Raw genomic sequence first — 16,435 nt, forward strand, 5'->3', positions numbered from 1 at the left:
GCGCGGCCGTCGATGCACGGGATCGGCGGGCTCCGGTCGTGCGGTGGCTTCTCGGCCCGGACGCTCCCGGGAAGAAGGATCTCGCTGCCGAACGGCTTGCCCGTCTCAATCGCGGCGCCGTACGGGCCCGGCCATGCAGACCAGCGCTCCGTACCGACCCGCGGCTGCACCGCCGTCAGCGCCGAGCACGGGAAGGGCAGCGCAGCGATGAGCATCCGGCTCAAGCCCAGCACCGTGGACGGCCGACTGCAGGACGTCTTCGGCGCCCCTGTCGCCCAGCTGTACGAGAGGGCGATCAGTGCCGATGCCTCTCCGGCGATGACCCGCGCCCTGGAGCTGCGGTCGTTCCTCGCTCTGGCCGAGGAGCAGGTCGTCCGTGTCCGCGACCGCGTGCACGACCGGGATGTCGGTGGCGATGGTGAATGCCCGGTGGGCAGCCATCTCCGAGCCCTGGTCCCAGGTCAGGGAACGCCACAGATGCGGCGGGAGGGTCTGGACCGTGGCGGCGCGTCCGTTGCTCCACCGCTTGCTCCTGCGGAGGTTGATCCCGACGATCCGGGCCGCTTCCCGGGTGCTGTAGCCCTGCTCCAAGAGCCGGAAGTATGCGGCCCGCTCCCGGAATCAGTCTTCCGGCCCCCGGCGTCCTGTTCTCGCAGATCTCGAAGTCTGGCTCCGTTCGTTTCTAGGAACAGCGTTTGTCGGCGGGTTCCGGAGGCAGTTGGTGATCAACCAGTCCGTGAATGTTGAAGAGAAATGACGGCACTGCCCTGGCCCCGAACGCGGGACGGCCAGCCGTCCATCGGGCGGCCGGGGCCCTTTTTGTGGATCACCTCGCGGCCGTGAGCCCGGTTCTCAGTCAACGGGCTCCGTGGCTTTGTTCACGAGAACCGGCTCTGGCTCAACTTCTGTGACGCGACCACTCTCAGTGATCCGCCTTGCCTTCGAATTTCCGGGCGGCAGAGTCCAGGTGGCTCGTTGGGAGAGGGCGGTAGCGCGTGTTCGTTGCCAGCGAAGGCCCGCGAAGTTCATGGCGGCGTGTGTCAGGGTTCTGGCATGACTTCGACACCGGATGGACGCCCTATCCCACCCGCACGTGCTGGCGAGCGCGCCATGCTCGAATCGTGGCTCGACTTTCACCGTGCCACTCTCGCCCTGAAGTGTTCGGGCCTCAAAGACGATCAATTACGGCTGGCCTCGGCTGCGCCGTCGTCGATGACACTGCTGGGCCTCGTCCAGCACATGGCCGAGGTGGAACGCAACTGGTTCCAGCGTGTGTTCGCAGGCCAGGACGTGCACGCAGTCTTCGGGGAGAGCAACGTCGACGGCTTTGCACTTGAGGATGGCCGAGGACTCGACGAGGCCGTGGCGGTCTGGCAGACAGAGATCGTTCGAGGGCGTGAGCTCATCGCTGCCGCCTCGCTGGACGACTCCGGTCGGCTGTCTGAGCAGGAAGCCAGCCACGTAGGTGACGGAGGTGTTTCGCTGCGCTGGATCATGGTCCACATGATCGAGGAGTACGCACGTCACAACGGCCATGCCGACCTGATCCGGGAGCGCATCGACGGTGTCGCCGGGGCGTGAAATGCGGTTGGCAACAGCTTGTTCGGCTGGCTCTATTCACCAGTAGTGTCGTGGTACTGTCACCAGCTGTTACGACAACAGGACTCTTTTTCTGAGGAGTTGGAAGCCGGCCCGGCCGAACATATGGCGCTTGAGCATCTTGATCCGGTTGACATGCCCCTCGACGACACCCGAATTCCAGGGGAGCGTGAAGCCGGCGATGACTGCTTCGCGGTCGCGGTCGATGCCTGCGGCGAGGGTGTGGAGGCTGGGGAAGTCGTCCTGCCTGACGGCGGCGAGCCAGTCCGGCAGGCGCTCCCCCTGGCGCTCGGTGAGCATGGTCGCGAAGGACCGGACATGCCTGGTGAGGGCGTCGATCTCGGGGCAGTTGGCCCGGACGTTCTTCAGGTGGAGGTGTTCGGTCTCGGAGAGGGTTTCAGGGCGGCGGAGAACCCATCCGGCGACGGCCCGGGGCGAGGGAGGACGGGCTGTAACGGGCCGCGGCGAGGTGCGTTTCTGGCGGAGGTAGGCACGAACGCGCTGGTAGCTGCCTTTGTAGCCGAGCGGGACGATCTCTTCCCATAGTTTCCAGGCGTTGGTGCGGCCCTCGTTCCAGCGGTCGTCCAGGTAGGTCTTGTACTCGTCGAGGACCCAGGTCCGGGTCTGCCACTGCCCGGTGAAGAGGTCTTCCGGCTTGGCGGCGTCCGCGTACCGTTTGACGGTTCGGCTGGTCATGCCGAGCTGCCGCTGGATGGCGCGACGGCTGTGTCCTGCCTCAACCAGGGCATGGACCGTGGCATGCACGGTCCGGGTTCGGTCGGCGAACCGGTGGCCGGTCGGCCATGGTGAGCCGGAGGACTCCTCCGCCGGGTCGGGCTCCGTCTCGGGCGTTTCAGGTGTCTCGGACACCAGGACTCGCAGGCATCGGCGGTGCTGGGCGATGCTCCGCTCGGCGGCCTCGCTGAGGTTGTGCCAGAGGTGCCACCGGTCCGCGACCTGCACGGCCTGCGGGGCGCCGAAGCTGGCGCCCTCGGCGAAGAACGGCGCGCGGTCCCGGCATACGACCTCGATTCCGGGCCGTTGGGCCAGCCACGCGGCCAGGCTCGACGACTCCCGGTCGGGCAGCAGGTCGACGGGTCGGCGGGTTTCGACGTCCACGAGGACGGTGCCGTAGTGGCGGCCCTTGCGGGTGGCGTACTCGTCGACGCCGACCACCCGCGGAGCGGGTACTTCTGGTTCGGGAAGTGCTTCGACCAGCCGCAGGACTGTGCTGCGGCTGGTCGGCGCACCGACGATGTCGGCCAGGCGGGATCCGGGCCGGCCCGCGAGCGCGAGACCGATCGCGGTCAGGGTCGAGCGCAGCCGCTCGGTCCGCTGACTGTGCCTTCGGGTCAGACCGGGTATCTGCTCGACGAAGGTGTGACGTCCGCACTCGGCGGTCCGGCAGGCGAACCGGCGGACCCGCAGCTGGAGTACGACGCTTCGTCCCGAACTCGGAACATCAGCGGGAAACCGCAGGTAGGAGCCGTGAACCTGGGCGGACCACGCTCCGTAACCCGGACACGAGGCGCCCGCGGCGGTGCACCTTACATCAACACGCACTATCGCGATATTCACGTCGACCGACAGCACCGCGACGTCCGCGATCGACGGGAACAACAACTCCTCCGGCCGGAGCAAGATCTCATTCACAGCCCCGAACTATCGGCCCAGCCACTGCTGCCACTGCTCGTTTTGAGGCAACTTCCCGCGACAACGTCGGGAGTTCAGTCGTCACTCACAGTTCACGGATTACACAACCTGAGCCAGAACCCGAGAACCGACAGCACCTGTGCACGAGTTTGGGCAGCACTCGAAGCTCTGCAGAAATCGAACAGTTCATGACTTCAGGCAGCACGGGCCCCTGCCGAGAGTTCAGCAGGGGCCCACGGTGTAGCGAGCTGCGGAGGGCCGGGGCCTGTCCTCGATGAGCGGCATGCCGGCCGGCATCCGCTACCGTCTGCTGCCGGTCTGACGGCCCGGCCTCACTTCAGATGTCGGGTGAAGAACTGGGCGGCGGCGTCCCCCGCGAACTGCGGGACGCCGGTGTGCCCGCCCATATTGGCGTGCAGGGACTTCTCCTTGGAGCCGAAGGCGTCGAAAAGGTCCAGGGCCGCCTGCCGGTCGTTCCCTTCGTCGTCCCACTGCAGCAGGACATGCAGCGGAATAGTGACCTGCCTGGCCTCCTCGAACATGGCGCGAGGCACGAAACTCCCGGCGAACAGACCGGCGGCCGAGATTCGAGGCTCGACCACCACCAGCCGGATGCCGATGGAGATCACTCCCCCCGAGTACCCGACCGGGCCGCCGATCTCGGGCAGCGAAAGGAGGGCGTCCAGGGCGGCCTGCCATTCCGGGACGGCCTTTTCGACCAACGGGAGGATGAGGGCGTCGACGATCTCGTCGCTGACCGGCTCGCCGGCCCCCATCGCCCGGCGCAGGTCGGAGCGGGCCTGCTCGGCGGCGGGCCAACGGGGCCGGTCGCCGCTTCCGGGGAGCTCGATGGTGGCCGTGGCGAAGCCCTCCGCCGCGGAGTGCAGGGCCCGGGCCACCAGTCGGGGGTACATCTTGCGCAGCCCGAGGGGAGGGTGGCCGAGCAGGATCAGCGGCACCGGTGCGGATGCGGATGCGGATCTGGGTGTCCACAGGATGCCGGGGATCTCACCGAGGGTGAATTCGCGTTCGAGGACGCCGTCGTCGAGACGCTGCTCGGAAGTGAAATGCATGGTCGTGCCTTTCGGGAGTGCTCAGAGCGGCGCTCCCGGACGATCTATCGCCCGACCGTGACCCCGGAGGGGAGCACCCATGTCGATACTGCGTTCACGGGTACCACCTCCTCGATCTCTCGCACGGCCTCCGGAAAAATAGCAGTGGTCGCCCTCGTCCGCCTAACGAGTTTTTGCGGAGTCTCCGTGGCCGGATGACACGAAGACACTACGCAGAGCTACTTGGGGTGTCGTCGCGACTTCCCGAGTGGCTCTGCGACGGCGGGGTGCACTGGCGCTGTCGTTTCTCAGGTTCTGGCTCACATTCCGTGTAGCTATTACGGAGAGTCAGATCTTCGGGGCCATGCGATGCCTGTCGGGATGGGCACGAAGCTGGGGTGAGGTAAGTTCCAGGGCCCTGTTGCCGCATCCGGCGCTCATGTGGTTGAGCCAGCGTTCGTACCAGTCGAGGAAGTCGGTGGCGGAGGAGACGTTGGGGCCCCAGTAGCCGTCGCCGTTGCCGATGAGGACGCGGCCGGTGAGGGGAGCGGTTACCGCGATGACGCATACGTCGGTGCAGCTCTTCCGCAGGAGAGCGAAGCCGGCGCGGCCGAACATCTGGCGCTTGAGCATCTTGATCCGGTTGACGTGTCCTTCGACGACGCCGGAGTTCCAGGGCAGGGTGAGCCCGGCGATGACGGCGTCGCGGTCACGTTCGATGCCCGCGGCGAGGGTGTGGAGGCTGGGGAAGTCGTCGCAGCAGACAGCGCCCAGCCACTGCGGCAGCCGTTCCCCCTGGCGCTCGGTGAGCATCTGGGCGAAGGACCGGACGTGAGTGGTGAGGGCGTCGAGTTCGGGGCAGTGGACCAGGACGGCCTTGAGGCGAAGGTGGTCGATCTCTGGGAGGGGCTCGGGGGCGCCGGAGAATCCAGCCAGCGACGACGCGAGGTGACGGTGGTCGAACTGTGATCGGGTTCGGAGAGGTCCGCTTCTCCCGGAAGTAGGCGCGAACGCGCTGGTAGCTGCCCTGATAGCCGAGTGGCACGATCTCCTCCCATACCGTCCAGGCGTTGGTGCAGCCCTGGTTGAGGTCATCCAGGTAGGGCTTGAACGCGTCCAGCTTGGACGGCCGACCCTGCCACTGCCCGCGGAACAGGTCCTCCGGGGTGGCTGCGTCGGCGAAGAGCTTGACGGTGCGGGAGGTCATGCGCGGCTGGCGGCCGATCGCCCTCCGACTGAGCCCACCTGCCAGCAGTTCGTGGACGGTCGCGTGCTTGGCCCGGGTCCGGTCAGCGAACCGATGTCCCGTAGGCCACGGCGAGCCGGACGGATCTTCGAACTTCTCCGGCTCGGGAGCAGGCTGTGCTGGATCTGGCGCCAGCACCCGCAGGCACCCCCGGTGGCTTGCGACGCAACGCTCAGCGGCTTCACTCAAGTTGTGCCAGAGATGCCACCTATCTGCCATCTGCACCGCCTGGGGCGCCCCGGCGGTGGCGCCTTCGGCGAAGAACGGTGCCCGATCGCGTCAGACCACTTCGACCCCTGGCCGCGCGAGCCAAGCGGCCAGGCTGGAGGCTTCCCGGTCGGGCAGCAGGTCCACCGGACGCCGGCTTTCGACGTCGACCAGGACGGTCCCGTAGTGGCGGCCTTTGCGGGTCGCGTACTCATCGACGCCGACGACGCGCGGGGCGGGAACTTCCGGGTCGGGCAAGGCCTCGACCAGCCGCAGTACCGTGCTGGGGCTGACGAACAAGCCGAAGGCTCTCGCCATGCGGGCCCCGGCCCGACCGGCGAGCGCGAGGCCGACCGCGGCCAGCGTCGACCGCAGGCGCTCGGTCCGCCGACCGTTTCGGCGAGTCAGCCCCGACATCTGCTCGGCGAAGGTCCGGCAGTCGCGACGTGCCTCGTCACCGTGGGACTATTTCGATCCGGCGACCATGGCCGTCGCCCGCGCCGTGTTTGGTGACCATGAAGCCGCCGTTGCCGTTGCCCGGCGGCAAGAACGTGCGGAGCGCCGATCGGAGATACTCGCCCACCTCGCTGCATACGCCGCATGTGTCCCCGTCCACCACATGCCTGTTTCGCCCCATGTGGACAGCAATCCCCTGCCGTTCGCGCATCGCCTGGCTGCCCTGCTGTTCCCACCCTCGTCCGGCCGCGACGTTCCGCGCGCGCGAGCACTCCTCGCCGAAGCACTCACCCCCGAGGGCTGGCACAAGGCCGTCCCGGTCCTCGCCTCGATCGACCCCAAGGCCGTTCTCCGCGTGCGGGCGGTCGTCTTCGCACACCTGGACTTCGGCGGCTGAGGTTTCTGGATCTTCCGGAGTCACCCGATGAGAGTTCCTGAACGTACTGAAACCTCTCATGGATGTCCAGGAGGTCCTCCCCAAAATGCTGATCGACATCGACGAGGAACTGCTGGCCGAGGCGGCCATGGCGCAGTCGGCTCATTCCACAAGTTCTGATAGCGGGAACTACCAGCAGGCTCGCAGTGCTCCGGGACGTGGTCGAGGTGAGCGGTCGTCAGGACGACGCGGGAGCCCGTGCCGTACGCGGGCCGCCCGTGCAGGTTGGGGCACCGTCCGGAGTGGCTGCCGCGTCCACACTCCCCTTCGCACTCGCACCGCCACCCGGCACGGTTCTTGATCCCCTCGCTGATCTCTGGCCAGTTGGCCGGGTAGCGGGCGCGGTTCTCGGGCCTGATCGGCATACGGTCACCGCTCTCCGGCTTCGAGCTGCTGGGGGACGGTTCCGGCGCGCAGTTCGCGGAGGTCGGGGATGTGGTTGTAGAGGGTGCCCGGGGAGATGTTCAAGAGCTTGGCGATCGAGGTGATGGAGCGGCCGATGGTCGTCGAGGTCCCGACATATGACGGCGCGCTCATCAACGGGATCCGTCGGCGCTGGCACACCCTCGCGCCGGCTGAGCGGCTGCGGCTGGTGGTTCCTGGCGGGGGCAGCGCGCTGCTGGCGGTGCAGTCCGGTGGGAAGCCGTTCGTCGACTGGGCAACCGTCCTGCGCCGGACCGCGCAGCGGATCCGGGACCGTTTTGAGCCGTCCTTCCCACACGTTCACCCCCATGTCACCAGGCACACGTTCGCGATGGCCACGTTGGAGCGACTGGTGCGGGGCTACTACCAGCAGGCCGCCCAGCTGGTCGTGGACGCGGGCGGCGATGATGCCCTGGCGCTCTATCTGACCAAGGCCGATCCGTTGCTGGTGCTGCGCGATTTGCTGGGGCATACCAGTGCCGTCACGACTCAGGCGTATCTGCATTTGCTCGACACCCAGCGGATCTACCGGGATGCCTATGCGGCTGCCGGAGGAGCCCAGATCGTGGATGCCGCGGCGGTCGCCGAGTTTGGGGGCGAGATCTGATGCCGACCGGGGTCCAGCAGCCGTTGGCGGTGCTGTTCACCTTGCCGGACGGTGTCCTTCACCACGGGATTCTGCATGACCTGCCGAACCAGCAGATGGCTGCGGACCTGGCCGCGGGACTGGTAGCGGCCACGCACCCGCACGGGCCGATCCGCACCCGCTCGGTGGCCCGGCAATACATGACGACGATGCGCCGGATGGCCCGCGACCTCGATGCCTGGGGCGTCACGGGCGGTCTTGCCGATCTGACCCCGGCCACGCTGGTGCAGTACTGGCTGACCTGCGACTACCACCGCGAACGGCGCATCCGTGTGGTGCTGAACGCCTTCCAGGAGACAGTTGGAGGGCTGGATCCGGGCATCTGCCGCCACCTGGCCGGGCGGCGGATCAACAAGACCGAGAAGAGCCGACCCAACCAGCCCTACAGCGACGGCGAGTGGCAGCGGCTTGAAGCCGCGTGCACCGAGCGCATCGCGGCGGCCAGCCGTGTCCGTCTGCAGGCACTGGAGGCAGCCGAGCGTGGAGCCGACCCGTCTGTCCACGGAGTCACCTTCGACAATCTAGCCTGGCTCTGGCTCAACGCGGGCCCTGCGGTGGGCGAGAAAGACCACCGAGCGGCTCGACACTCTGCACACCGGCATCGGCCGATCTCAGATCACAGCAGTCGAAACGGCGCTGTTCCCGGCTACGGACACGGCGTTCGCCTACCTCACCCTGTTCGCGATGCGCACGGGCATCGTCCCTGACGGCATAGACGCGCTGAGACTCGACAACATCACCCGGACCTCGGCGAACACGATCCTGCTCTCCTACAAGAAGGGACGCACCGGGAACGAGGCGCTCAACCTGCCCCGTGAGGCCGTGCGGCTACTGGACCGCTGGCTGGACCACTCGTCCCAACTACGCGAACATGCTGGGCAGTTGGCCGGTCACTTATGGATCTACCTTGGCCGCGACGGACCCGGAGGCGCACAGGGCAAAGTCTTCGACTGCCCCCGCAACCAGCGCCAGCGCCGAACCTGGATGAAGTCCTCAGGCGTACTCGGCGACGACGGACAGCCCCTGCCGGTCCATGGCGGCCGGGTCAGGGCCACCTACCACCACCGCCGCGACCGCGCGGCCTGGACCGGCCGCACGACGATCGACCCCAACCACAGCGCCCGCGTCGAAGGCGACCACTACCTCAGTTCCCACACCCCGGCCCAACTGGACGCTCTTGAAGGCGTCATCGAACAGGCCCAGAGCGACGTGCGCCGCAAGGCCGCCCCGCCAGTCGTGGTCAGCGGTGAGGACGCTGCCGCGTTCACCGTGGCCTTCCCTCGCCTGGTCGAGGACGCAGGGCTGGACACGGCCACGATCCAGGCTCTCCTTTCCGGTGAGCAGGACGTGTTCGTCGCCGCCTGCGCCAGCCCGCTGAACAGCCCGCATGCTCCGGCGGGAACCCCGTGTCCGGCTCGGCCGTGGGTGTGTCTGCTGTGTCCGCTCGCCGCGTTCGCACCCCGTCACCTGCCCAACCTGCTCCGGCTCAAGGAGTACTTCTCCCAGCAGGCCCAGCAGATGACCGCAGCACAGTTCCTGCGGATCTTCGGCCCGTACGCGGCCCGGCTCGACGAGGACATCCTGCCCCGCTTCGGCCCGGCCGCCTTCCTCGCCTCGGCGCTGTCCGGGATGCGCGCCTCTGAGCTGGCGGAACTGACGAGCGGGTGCCGACGGCAAGAACAGCTTCCCGGCGGCGGCACTCGCCACCGCCTAATCTCCCGCCGTATCAAGGGCGAGGCGTTCGGTGGGACCGAGGACGCCTGGGTGGTCATTGAGGATGTGCACTGCGCCATTGCCACTGCCGAAGCACTCACCGGTGCAGCCCCCGGCGAGCGGCTGTTCGCCAAGGCATCCAACAACAGCAACCGCCGTTACGCTGCCCTGCGTTCATGGGTGAACGGCGAGTACGGGCAGCGGCTCGGGATGGAACCCATCCCCGACGGGCCGGTCAACCCACGAGCCCCGCGGCGCACACTCGCACTGTCCAGCGCCCAGCGCCCGCACGGCCTAATGGCTACAAAACTGCACCTCAAGCACGTCAGCGTCGCCACAGCCGAAGGCTATGCCGCCCGCCCCGGCGGGCACCAAGCGGCCTTTGCCACCGAGGTCGCCGCCGAAGAAGAAGCCGCACACCTGCGACTGACCGTCGCCGCCTACGAAGACTACAAGCGCGGTATCCTGCCCAGCGGCCAAGGCGCCCGCGAACTCATCGCGGCCTTCAAAACCGCTGATCAGGCCCTGGACCGGCACGACGCAGGACCGGTCACTGTCATCGACGACCGACGCGTCGAGCATGTCCTGAAGACGAAGGCAAAGACCCTGCACCTCGGTATCGGCAACTACTGCTGGTTCTCCGACCCGGGCAAGGCGTTGTGCCTGAAACTCGCCGGCACCCCAGACGCCGATGAGCCCCTGATGGGAATGTGCGATTCAGCCCGCTGCCCGCAAGCCACCCACCACCCCCAGCACCGGCAGACCTGGGCCGACCACGCCGCCGGCACCCAGGCCGTCTTCCTCGGCAACCCGCGGCTCTCCAAGCCCGAACGGGCCCGAGCCCAGGCCGCCTTCGACCGCGCCACCCGCATCGTCGCCGAGATCGACGCCACCGCCCACTCTGACGAGGAACCCGCCCATGACGCATAACCACCGGATGGAGGCCGAGGACAGAATCCGGACCGCCATGCAACAGCTCCTCGCTGGCCCCGTCCCCGGCGGCCTGAAGTGTGACGTCAAGAGCCTGTGCACCCTCGCGGGAGTGCCACGGGCGACGCTCTACCGCACCTACCCCCACCTGAAGGCCGAGTTCGACCGCCAGCGGACCACCGCCCAGCAGGCCGGGCGACAACCAGACCCGCGGCTCGCCCAGATCGAACGGCTTAAGACCGAGGTCGCGACGCTGCGCGAACGCCTCAGCAGGAAGAACACCGAACTCGACGCTTTAAAGGAGTTCCAGGCCACGGCGTTGTCCCGCCTCGCAGCCCAGCACGACGAGATCACCGCTCTGCGGCGAGAACTGAGGTCCGTCGCAGGAGACAAGATCCGCAGACTCCCGATTCGGTGACCCAAAGCGGTGAGCCTGCTCTCCCGTGGACCGCTGCCCATCACCCCGAAGTAGAGGGGTACCGCTGCCCGGGGGCCGGTGGAGGGGTATCAGGCCAGGGCCTCACTCGACCGTGCAGACGCGATACTGGTGCGTGGTCCCCCAGTTGTCGGGCACGACGATGATGGGATCACCAAGGACGCCTGTCCCCTGCGGACACACCCCCTCGATCAGCACCGCCGCCCCCTTGATCTGCGACAGGTTCCCAGGCAGCCCCGCAGGCCCTGGCGGTCCAGCAGGCCCGGCCGGGCCCTGCTCCCTGCGGTCTCCCTTCGCGGGCATCACCAGCGACACGGTGCCCAAAGTGGCGGCCGAACCTATGACTCCACCGATCAGGGCGATCAGCAGCATGCTCACACCTCGGCGGGACGGTGTCATATTCATGAGGAGAGCGTAAAGATCGTGCGAAGCCAGACTGCGTTCGGGGTGACCCCAATAACCCCGATGCCGGAGATCCTGGTGCCGACAACCAAGGGAGAAAGCGTGGACACAGAAGCAGGAGTCGCAATCGGTGGTGCTGTCATCAGCGCCGCAGCCGCTGGTATCGCGGTATGGCAGACCCGGATCGCCAAGCGGCAGGCACTCCTTGCCGAGGACTCCGCCGCTTCGGCGCAGCGTCAGGCCGCCGCTGCCGAAGAGCAGGTTGAGATAATGCGCATCCAACTGGCCGGGGAAGAAGCCGACCGCATTGAGGCCCGCCGTCCGCAGTTCACCGCCGAACCAGGGTACGTGAGCTGGGAGGACGTGAACTTCCCGACGGGCGAGCTGACCATCAAGCAGACCAGCGGCACCGCCTTGAGTAGCGTGACGGTCACAGCGTCCGGCGATTACGTCCTCGGCCTGCGAGGTGAGCGGATCTACGACGAGAACAGCGAACGGGACTACGCTCGGGTGCCCAGTGCCGAACTCGGCAGCATGTCGAGCGGAACCGACGTCACGCTCCAAGTCGACCTTGAGTACGAGCACGCCACACCCCTACGGATCGAGCTTGAGCTGGAGTGCGCAGCGCGTGACGGTGGCCACGCGTGGACGGAGCATCTGGTTACAAAGCTCGACCGTCGCCCTGAGCCGCCACGGACGCTCGGCCCGCGTGAACGCAGGCGGCTTGGACGCAGCAGCTGAGCTGTGGGGATCCATCCCAGTGCCTGTAGTTCCACCGCAACCGTGGCACAGAGTCCGGAGCTGGCGCAGGATAGTGGGCTGTGAGTGACGAGCCGATCTGGGACGAGTGGGCGCATCGGGTCTATCTGACCTGGCTGGCGAGGGAAATCCGATACGCGCAAGTTGCGCTGGCGGAGGTATACGAGCAGGCGAGCTGGACACCACCGCCTCCCGGGACCTGGATCTCCCTGGAGACCTTCCTCATGTTCACTGCCAAGGTCTCCAAGATGCTCTCGCCCCTTCTGACCGGCAAACCGAAGACCAGCAAGGGGCAGACCCAAGAGGGCTGGGAGTGGCGCCAAGAACGAGGTAGCTACTTGTGTGACCTGTTCGACGTCGATGACACATCACCCGTCCTGGACCGGAAGGTTCGAGACGCCAGCGAGCATTTCGACGAGCGCCTGGACGAGTGGGTCGCCCATCAGCCTCGTCCCAGTGCCGAGCAAATGGAGGCAGGCAACCTGCCGGACTTCCCCTCGGTGCCGATGCGACAAGTTGATCAGGAATCGTGGGTCGTCGAGGTCGCCGGAGAGAATCTCGACCTGAAGGCCATTGAGATCGAGCTATGGCGGATTCTGGCTCGGGCGAGGGAGTTGGAGCCGCTGGCCACCGTGGAGGATCCCAGCCTGGCAACACTGCTGGCGGGACTCCCGCCGTTCCCGGCGGAGCTTCGTCTGGACGCGCCGAGCCGCCGTCCAGACGAGGACGTATGCACCGGGATCGACCGCCAAGCGGCCACAGCACGCCAGAGAGAGTTCGACGAGACGATCGCGCGGGCCATTGACGCTCCCACTGCTGCCCAAGGCGTGAACGAGCAAAGGCCAGACGCACCCGAGGCCAAATGAGACACGGGCCCTGACAACGAGGCCGACTTCATCAGACGAGTCATCCGATCGAGAGCGGGACACTCTCTCGCAGACACGTCTCATGCCAAGCTATCTCGCGTACCCGATCTTGATCTCGGTCCGCACCAGCGGCTCGGCGACGAGGGGTTCGGGGGAGTCGGACGGCTCCAGGAGGTCACTCATGACGCCGGATTATGTCAGAAAACGGTGGTCTGGGGTTCTTGAACGGCCCAGGTTTTTGAAGGGTTTTTTGAAGGCCGTGCGGGGGTGCGGGGACACCCCAGCACGGTGATCTTCAGAAAACGAACGTTTTCTGAGGATCGGCCGACGATCACCGAAACGGGCTCCAGAGCCTTCAACAACTCCCTCAAAAACCCGGCCCCTCAGGAACGCCCGGACACCCTTTGATGAGGGAATCCGGGCCCCTCAGCCCGTATCTGGATCATGTCCGGCGTCCGAGCGCCACCGGTTCGGGCACAGTCCACCCGGACGTGTGGATGCGGGCGCATGTTCGGGCGCGACGGTTCTGCCACCACTGACACTTCGGACCATGGGGAGGGTGTCGGCGGAGAAGCGCCGGGCTGCCATCGAACGGCTGTCCCGGCTGCACAAGGACGAGGTGTTGACCGCGGCGCACGTGCGTACGGTCGCGAAGGGCCTGGATGTCGCGGAGCGGACGGTGTGGCGCTGGCTCGCGCCGCCGAAGCCGGCCTCGTCTGCCGTGCGTCCGCGCTACGAGCTGAGCGAGACCGACCGGGCAGCGCTCGCCTTCTACCGGGGCAACGTCGCCGCGGTGGTCCGCGTCCGGCGCGCGGTGACCGACGGGGACGGCACGACGGCCGGGGCGCCGGTGCCCGACTTCCTCGCCGAGGGCTGGGCGAGCGCGAAGACGGTTCCGGAGCGCACCCTGTACCGGGCGTTCACCACGGACCTGACCCCGGCGGAGCGGGCGGCGTGGAAGTCCGGGGAGGCCGGGCGCCGGGCGGGCTCGGTCTACCTGCGCCGCCCGGACGCGCTGCGCGGCCGGTGCTGGGAGATGGACCACAAGCAGCTCCCGATCCTGGTCCTGCCGCCGAAGGGCAAGGCGCTCGCGCCGTGGCTGACCACCGTGGTGGACGACGGCACCCGGGCCCTGCTCGGCTGGGCCATCGCCACTGCCCCGACGTCCGGCACGGTCCTCACCGCGATGCGCATGGCGCTCACCCACGAGAACGACGTCTCGCCGTTCGGCGCGGTGCCCGAGCTCGTCCGCATCGACCGCGGCCTGGAGTTCGCCGCCGGCGCGGTCAAGGAGATCCTCGGCGGCCTGGCCGTGGTCATGCACCGCCTCCCGGCGTTCCAGCCGCACCGCAAGGGCAAGGTCGAGCGGCTGAACCTCACGATCGAGCAGATGCTGATCTCCCAGCTCCCCGGCTTCACCGGCGGCCCGCGCGACGCCGGCGGCCGCCTGTACGGGCCGATCAAGGACTCGGTGGCCGCCCAGCGCGCGGCCGAGAACGCCGCCAACGGTGAGGGCCCGCTGCGCCTGGAGCGGTTCGTGAAGCGGTTCGCCGACTGGGCCCGCTGGTACAACACCGCCCACCGTCACCGGATGCTCGGCGGGAGCACCCCGCTCCAGGCGTGGGAGGAGGACCCCGCGCCGCTGCGCCGCGTCCCCACCGAGCAGCTGCGCCACCTCATGCTCGCCGGGGCGGAGCGGAACGTGCAGAAGGACGGCATCAACTTCCACGGTCTCGCCTACGTCGCCCCCGAGCTGTACGGGCGCAGCGGACAGCGGGTCCAGATCCGGTACATGCCGCACGACGACCGCACCATCGAGGTCTGCCTCACCGTGGCCTCCCTCATCGGCGGCCCCGCCGTCCTGAACTTCTCTGCCGAGCGTACTTCGGCCCGTTATCCCTGAGGAGCCGTGAACGCGGCCGGCATCACCCGGGGCCAGAACTCAAGACCGAACATCTATCCCCCTCTTTTCGAATGACTGATCTGCCACCTGATGGGTTGTCAGTGCCGGGCTCTACCGTGAAATCCAGGGCTTTTCCGCTTATGAGTAACGGATGGGGCATCTGTGGCGAACGGCGTGTGGCACTCCGGGCTGGACCGCGTCCTGGAACTCGACAAGGACGACCTCGGGCTTCCACGGAGCTGTGAAATCAGCGTCCCTGACCTGATCGCGGAGCTCCTCCAGCCAGTCGCCACGCGAAAGCGCGACCTCCTCGTCTGCGTCGAGAAGCACCTAGGGCGCCAGTGCAAGGCGGAGCTGTACGGCGTCCAGAGCCCCCACATGTACGTCCGCCGACACCGGGGCCCGGACGGAGCCCTGCGGTTACGGGCCGCGCACCTGCCCACCGCGCATGAGATGACGCCCGAGGAAAGTGACCGCCACAAGGCGATGAAGGACTTCCTCGACCGCACCTGCGAGTCGGCAGGACTTGAGCGGATGGTCGAGAAGGCCACGAAGAACCGCTCATCCCGTCCCGACGTCACCATCATCGGACACGGCGGACTCAGTCTGGGATGCGAGGCCCAGTTCTACAACGCCAGCCCCAGTGCTGTGCTGCGCCGGTCCAGAGCGCATTCCGACGGCGGGCTCGTCCCCGCCTGGATCACCAACAACGACACTTTCCATCTCGTTGACAGGGCCCCCTGGATGCTGATCCGCGATGTCACCTGGCGCGAGATCAGCAACGCCGCCGACCTCCCGCTGGTCGGCGGGTACCGCGTCCTCGCCAACTGGCACTGCACCGCCGCCGCCGAACGACCGTGCCCGACGGGAAAGTCGAAGACCGGATGCGGCAAGAGGCATCTGCACTGGGACACCCCCCGCCGCCTGGACAGCGAGGGCACCGGATGGACCGGATACCGAGGCAACCGGCTTGGGGTCACCGTCGGCCGCACGCTCATCGGCTCCGCCACCGGCAGCGTCGTGCCGCTCTACGTCCCCGGCCGCAAGGACCGCCGCGCCGGGAGCTACATGTGGGTTCCCACTGAAGACCACGACACCTGGGCCGACTACCGCGACGTGCAACCACCGACCGAGGAACCCGAACCGGAGAAGGACGACGCAATCCACTTCTCCGGCAGAGAAGCCGACGCGACCTGCCAGTTCGGAGACGAGACCTGGCGCCCCAGCGCACCCCTTCCCCGCCGGGGCATCGGAAGCGTCGAGCTCCACATCACCGTCGATGAACCCACCCCTCCCGCCATTCCCCGGCGGCGCGACGGCACCGGTGCCGTGCCCGACACTGTGACTCCGTCGATCCCGATCCAGCCGTCCCCGCCGACCACCCCACAGCCCGTGGCGACCTCTGCGCCGTCGACAACTGCCGGCCCGGGCGTTCCTCGCCGCTGGGGCCCGGACGAACGGGCGGCAGCCGCCGCCCTGGGATGCCCGCCCTGGGAACTAGGCGGCTGCAACGGATGCGGACAGCTCATGCGCCGACACGGCCACAACGCACCCGTGGCCTGCGCATCCTGCCGCAGCTCCGCCTCAACCGGGTCGTTGCGCACGCCGCGCACGAGTTGACCCGGTCACGGTTGGCGTCGCACCTGGATTCGGAGGCAAGGCTGCGGCCGGCACGACGAAGCTGCCCATGCCGGGCGTGGTGACAAGC

16 protein-coding genes and 1 pseudogene are annotated in these 16,435 nt (G+C 67.7%); 12 read left to right on the top strand and 5 right to left on the bottom strand.

Going from position 1 to position 16,435, the window contains the following annotated elements:
- Nucleotides 1-207: 207 nt before the first annotated feature.
- Both ACZ6MZ_RS10200 and ACZ6MZ_RS10205 read left to right on the top strand, forming a co-directional pair.
- Nucleotides 208-411, top strand: a pseudogene (locus ACZ6MZ_RS10200) (hypothetical protein); the annotation flags it as partial.
- Between the two features lie 642 nt (nt 412-1,053).
- Complete coding sequence (locus tag ACZ6MZ_RS10205; RefSeq protein WP_384181270.1) at nt 1,054-1,581, top strand: DinB family protein; 528 nt, start codon at nt 1,054-1,056, stop codon at nt 1,579-1,581.
- 69 nt (nt 1,582-1,650) lie between these two features.
- On the opposite strand, the gene ACZ6MZ_RS10210 is transcribed toward ACZ6MZ_RS10205, so the two are convergent.
- The 3 genes from ACZ6MZ_RS10210 to ACZ6MZ_RS10220 form a co-directional block, all read right to left on the bottom strand.
- The gene (locus ACZ6MZ_RS10210; protein ID WP_469350979.1) at nt 1,651-3,252 is read right to left on the bottom strand and encodes an ISL3 family transposase; all 1,602 of its coding nucleotides are present in this window, start codon (nt 3,250-3,252) and stop codon (nt 1,651-1,653) included.
- 332 nt (nt 3,253-3,584) lie between these two features.
- Nucleotides 3,585-4,325, bottom strand: a complete 741-nt coding sequence (locus ACZ6MZ_RS10215; RefSeq protein WP_389788572.1) for an alpha/beta hydrolase — start codon at nt 4,323-4,325, stop codon at nt 3,585-3,587.
- Nucleotides 4,326-4,652: 327 nt separating this feature from the next.
- Nucleotides 4,653-5,117 (bottom strand): hypothetical protein, encoded by a 465-nt coding sequence (locus tag ACZ6MZ_RS10220; protein WP_389788570.1) that lies wholly within the window; start codon nt 5,115-5,117, stop codon nt 4,653-4,655.
- An 18-nt stretch (nt 5,118-5,135) separates the two neighbouring features.
- Here ACZ6MZ_RS10220 and ACZ6MZ_RS10225 point away from each other — a divergent pair, with 18 nt between their 5' ends.
- On the top strand, nt 5,136-5,273 hold the full coding sequence (locus ACZ6MZ_RS10225) for a hypothetical protein (protein ID WP_389788568.1): 138 nt from the start codon (nt 5,136-5,138) through the stop codon (nt 5,271-5,273).
- Between the two features lie 556 nt (nt 5,274-5,829).
- Here the strand turns inward: ACZ6MZ_RS10225 and ACZ6MZ_RS10230 are convergent.
- Nucleotides 5,830-6,174, bottom strand: a complete 345-nt coding sequence (locus ACZ6MZ_RS10230) for a transposase (protein ID WP_469350981.1) — start codon at nt 6,172-6,174, stop codon at nt 5,830-5,832.
- A gap of 202 nt (nt 6,175-6,376) precedes the next feature.
- On the opposite strand from ACZ6MZ_RS10230, the gene ACZ6MZ_RS10235 reads away from it, so the two are divergent.
- From ACZ6MZ_RS10235 to ACZ6MZ_RS10255, 5 genes are all read left to right on the top strand, one after another.
- Nucleotides 6,377-6,610, top strand: coding sequence for a hypothetical protein (locus ACZ6MZ_RS10235; RefSeq protein WP_389788565.1), 234 nt, complete (start codon nt 6,377-6,379; stop codon nt 6,608-6,610).
- A gap of 511 nt (nt 6,611-7,121) precedes the next feature.
- Nucleotides 7,122-7,679 (top strand): hypothetical protein, encoded by a 558-nt coding sequence (locus ACZ6MZ_RS10240; RefSeq protein WP_389788562.1) that lies wholly within the window; start codon nt 7,122-7,124, stop codon nt 7,677-7,679.
- On the top strand, nt 7,679-8,425 hold the full coding sequence (locus ACZ6MZ_RS10245) for a hypothetical protein (RefSeq protein WP_389788560.1): 747 nt from the start codon (nt 7,679-7,681) through the stop codon (nt 8,423-8,425). Before ACZ6MZ_RS10240 ends, ACZ6MZ_RS10245 begins: the two co-directional genes overlap by 1 nt.
- Nucleotides 8,403-10,361, top strand: coding sequence for a hypothetical protein (locus ACZ6MZ_RS10250; RefSeq protein ID WP_389788558.1), 1,959 nt, complete (start codon nt 8,403-8,405; stop codon nt 10,359-10,361). Before ACZ6MZ_RS10245 ends, ACZ6MZ_RS10250 begins: the two co-directional genes overlap by 23 nt.
- Nucleotides 10,351-10,779: a hypothetical protein gene (locus tag ACZ6MZ_RS10255; RefSeq protein ID WP_389788556.1), complete on the top strand. Its 429-nt coding sequence runs from the start codon at nt 10,351-10,353 to the stop codon at nt 10,777-10,779. The genes ACZ6MZ_RS10250 and ACZ6MZ_RS10255 overlap by 11 nt, the downstream gene beginning before the upstream one ends.
- A 102-nt stretch (nt 10,780-10,881) precedes the next feature.
- Here ACZ6MZ_RS10255 and ACZ6MZ_RS10260 read toward each other — a convergent pair whose 3' ends face one another.
- A complete protein-coding gene (locus ACZ6MZ_RS10260; protein ID WP_389788554.1) occupies nt 10,882-11,169 on the bottom strand; it encodes a hypothetical protein in 288 nt (95 codons plus the stop codon).
- A gap of 93 nt (nt 11,170-11,262) precedes the next feature.
- Between ACZ6MZ_RS10260 and ACZ6MZ_RS10265 the strand changes: the two genes are divergently transcribed.
- From ACZ6MZ_RS10265 to ACZ6MZ_RS10280, 4 genes are all read left to right on the top strand, one after another.
- Entirely contained in the window at nt 11,263-11,940 is a 678-nt protein-coding gene (locus tag ACZ6MZ_RS10265; protein ID WP_389788553.1) for a hypothetical protein, read from the top strand.
- Between the two features lie 80 nt (nt 11,941-12,020).
- Complete coding sequence (locus tag ACZ6MZ_RS10270; RefSeq protein WP_389788552.1) at nt 12,021-12,824, top strand: hypothetical protein; 804 nt, start codon at nt 12,021-12,023, stop codon at nt 12,822-12,824.
- Nucleotides 12,825-13,374: 550 nt separating this feature from the next.
- Nucleotides 13,375-14,727 carry a Mu transposase C-terminal domain-containing protein gene (locus ACZ6MZ_RS10275; protein ID WP_389788549.1) on the top strand — a complete coding sequence of 451 codons (1,353 nt, stop codon included), beginning with the start codon at nt 13,375-13,377 and terminating at the stop codon, nt 14,725-14,727.
- A 162-nt stretch (nt 14,728-14,889) separates the two neighbouring features.
- Nucleotides 14,890-16,347 carry a competence protein CoiA family protein gene (locus tag ACZ6MZ_RS10280; protein WP_469350984.1) on the top strand — a complete coding sequence of 486 codons (1,458 nt, stop codon included), beginning with the start codon at nt 14,890-14,892 and terminating at the stop codon, nt 16,345-16,347.
- Nucleotides 16,348-16,435 lie beyond the last annotated feature (88 nt).

The organism is Streptomyces sp. NPDC042201 (assembly GCF_055582185.1).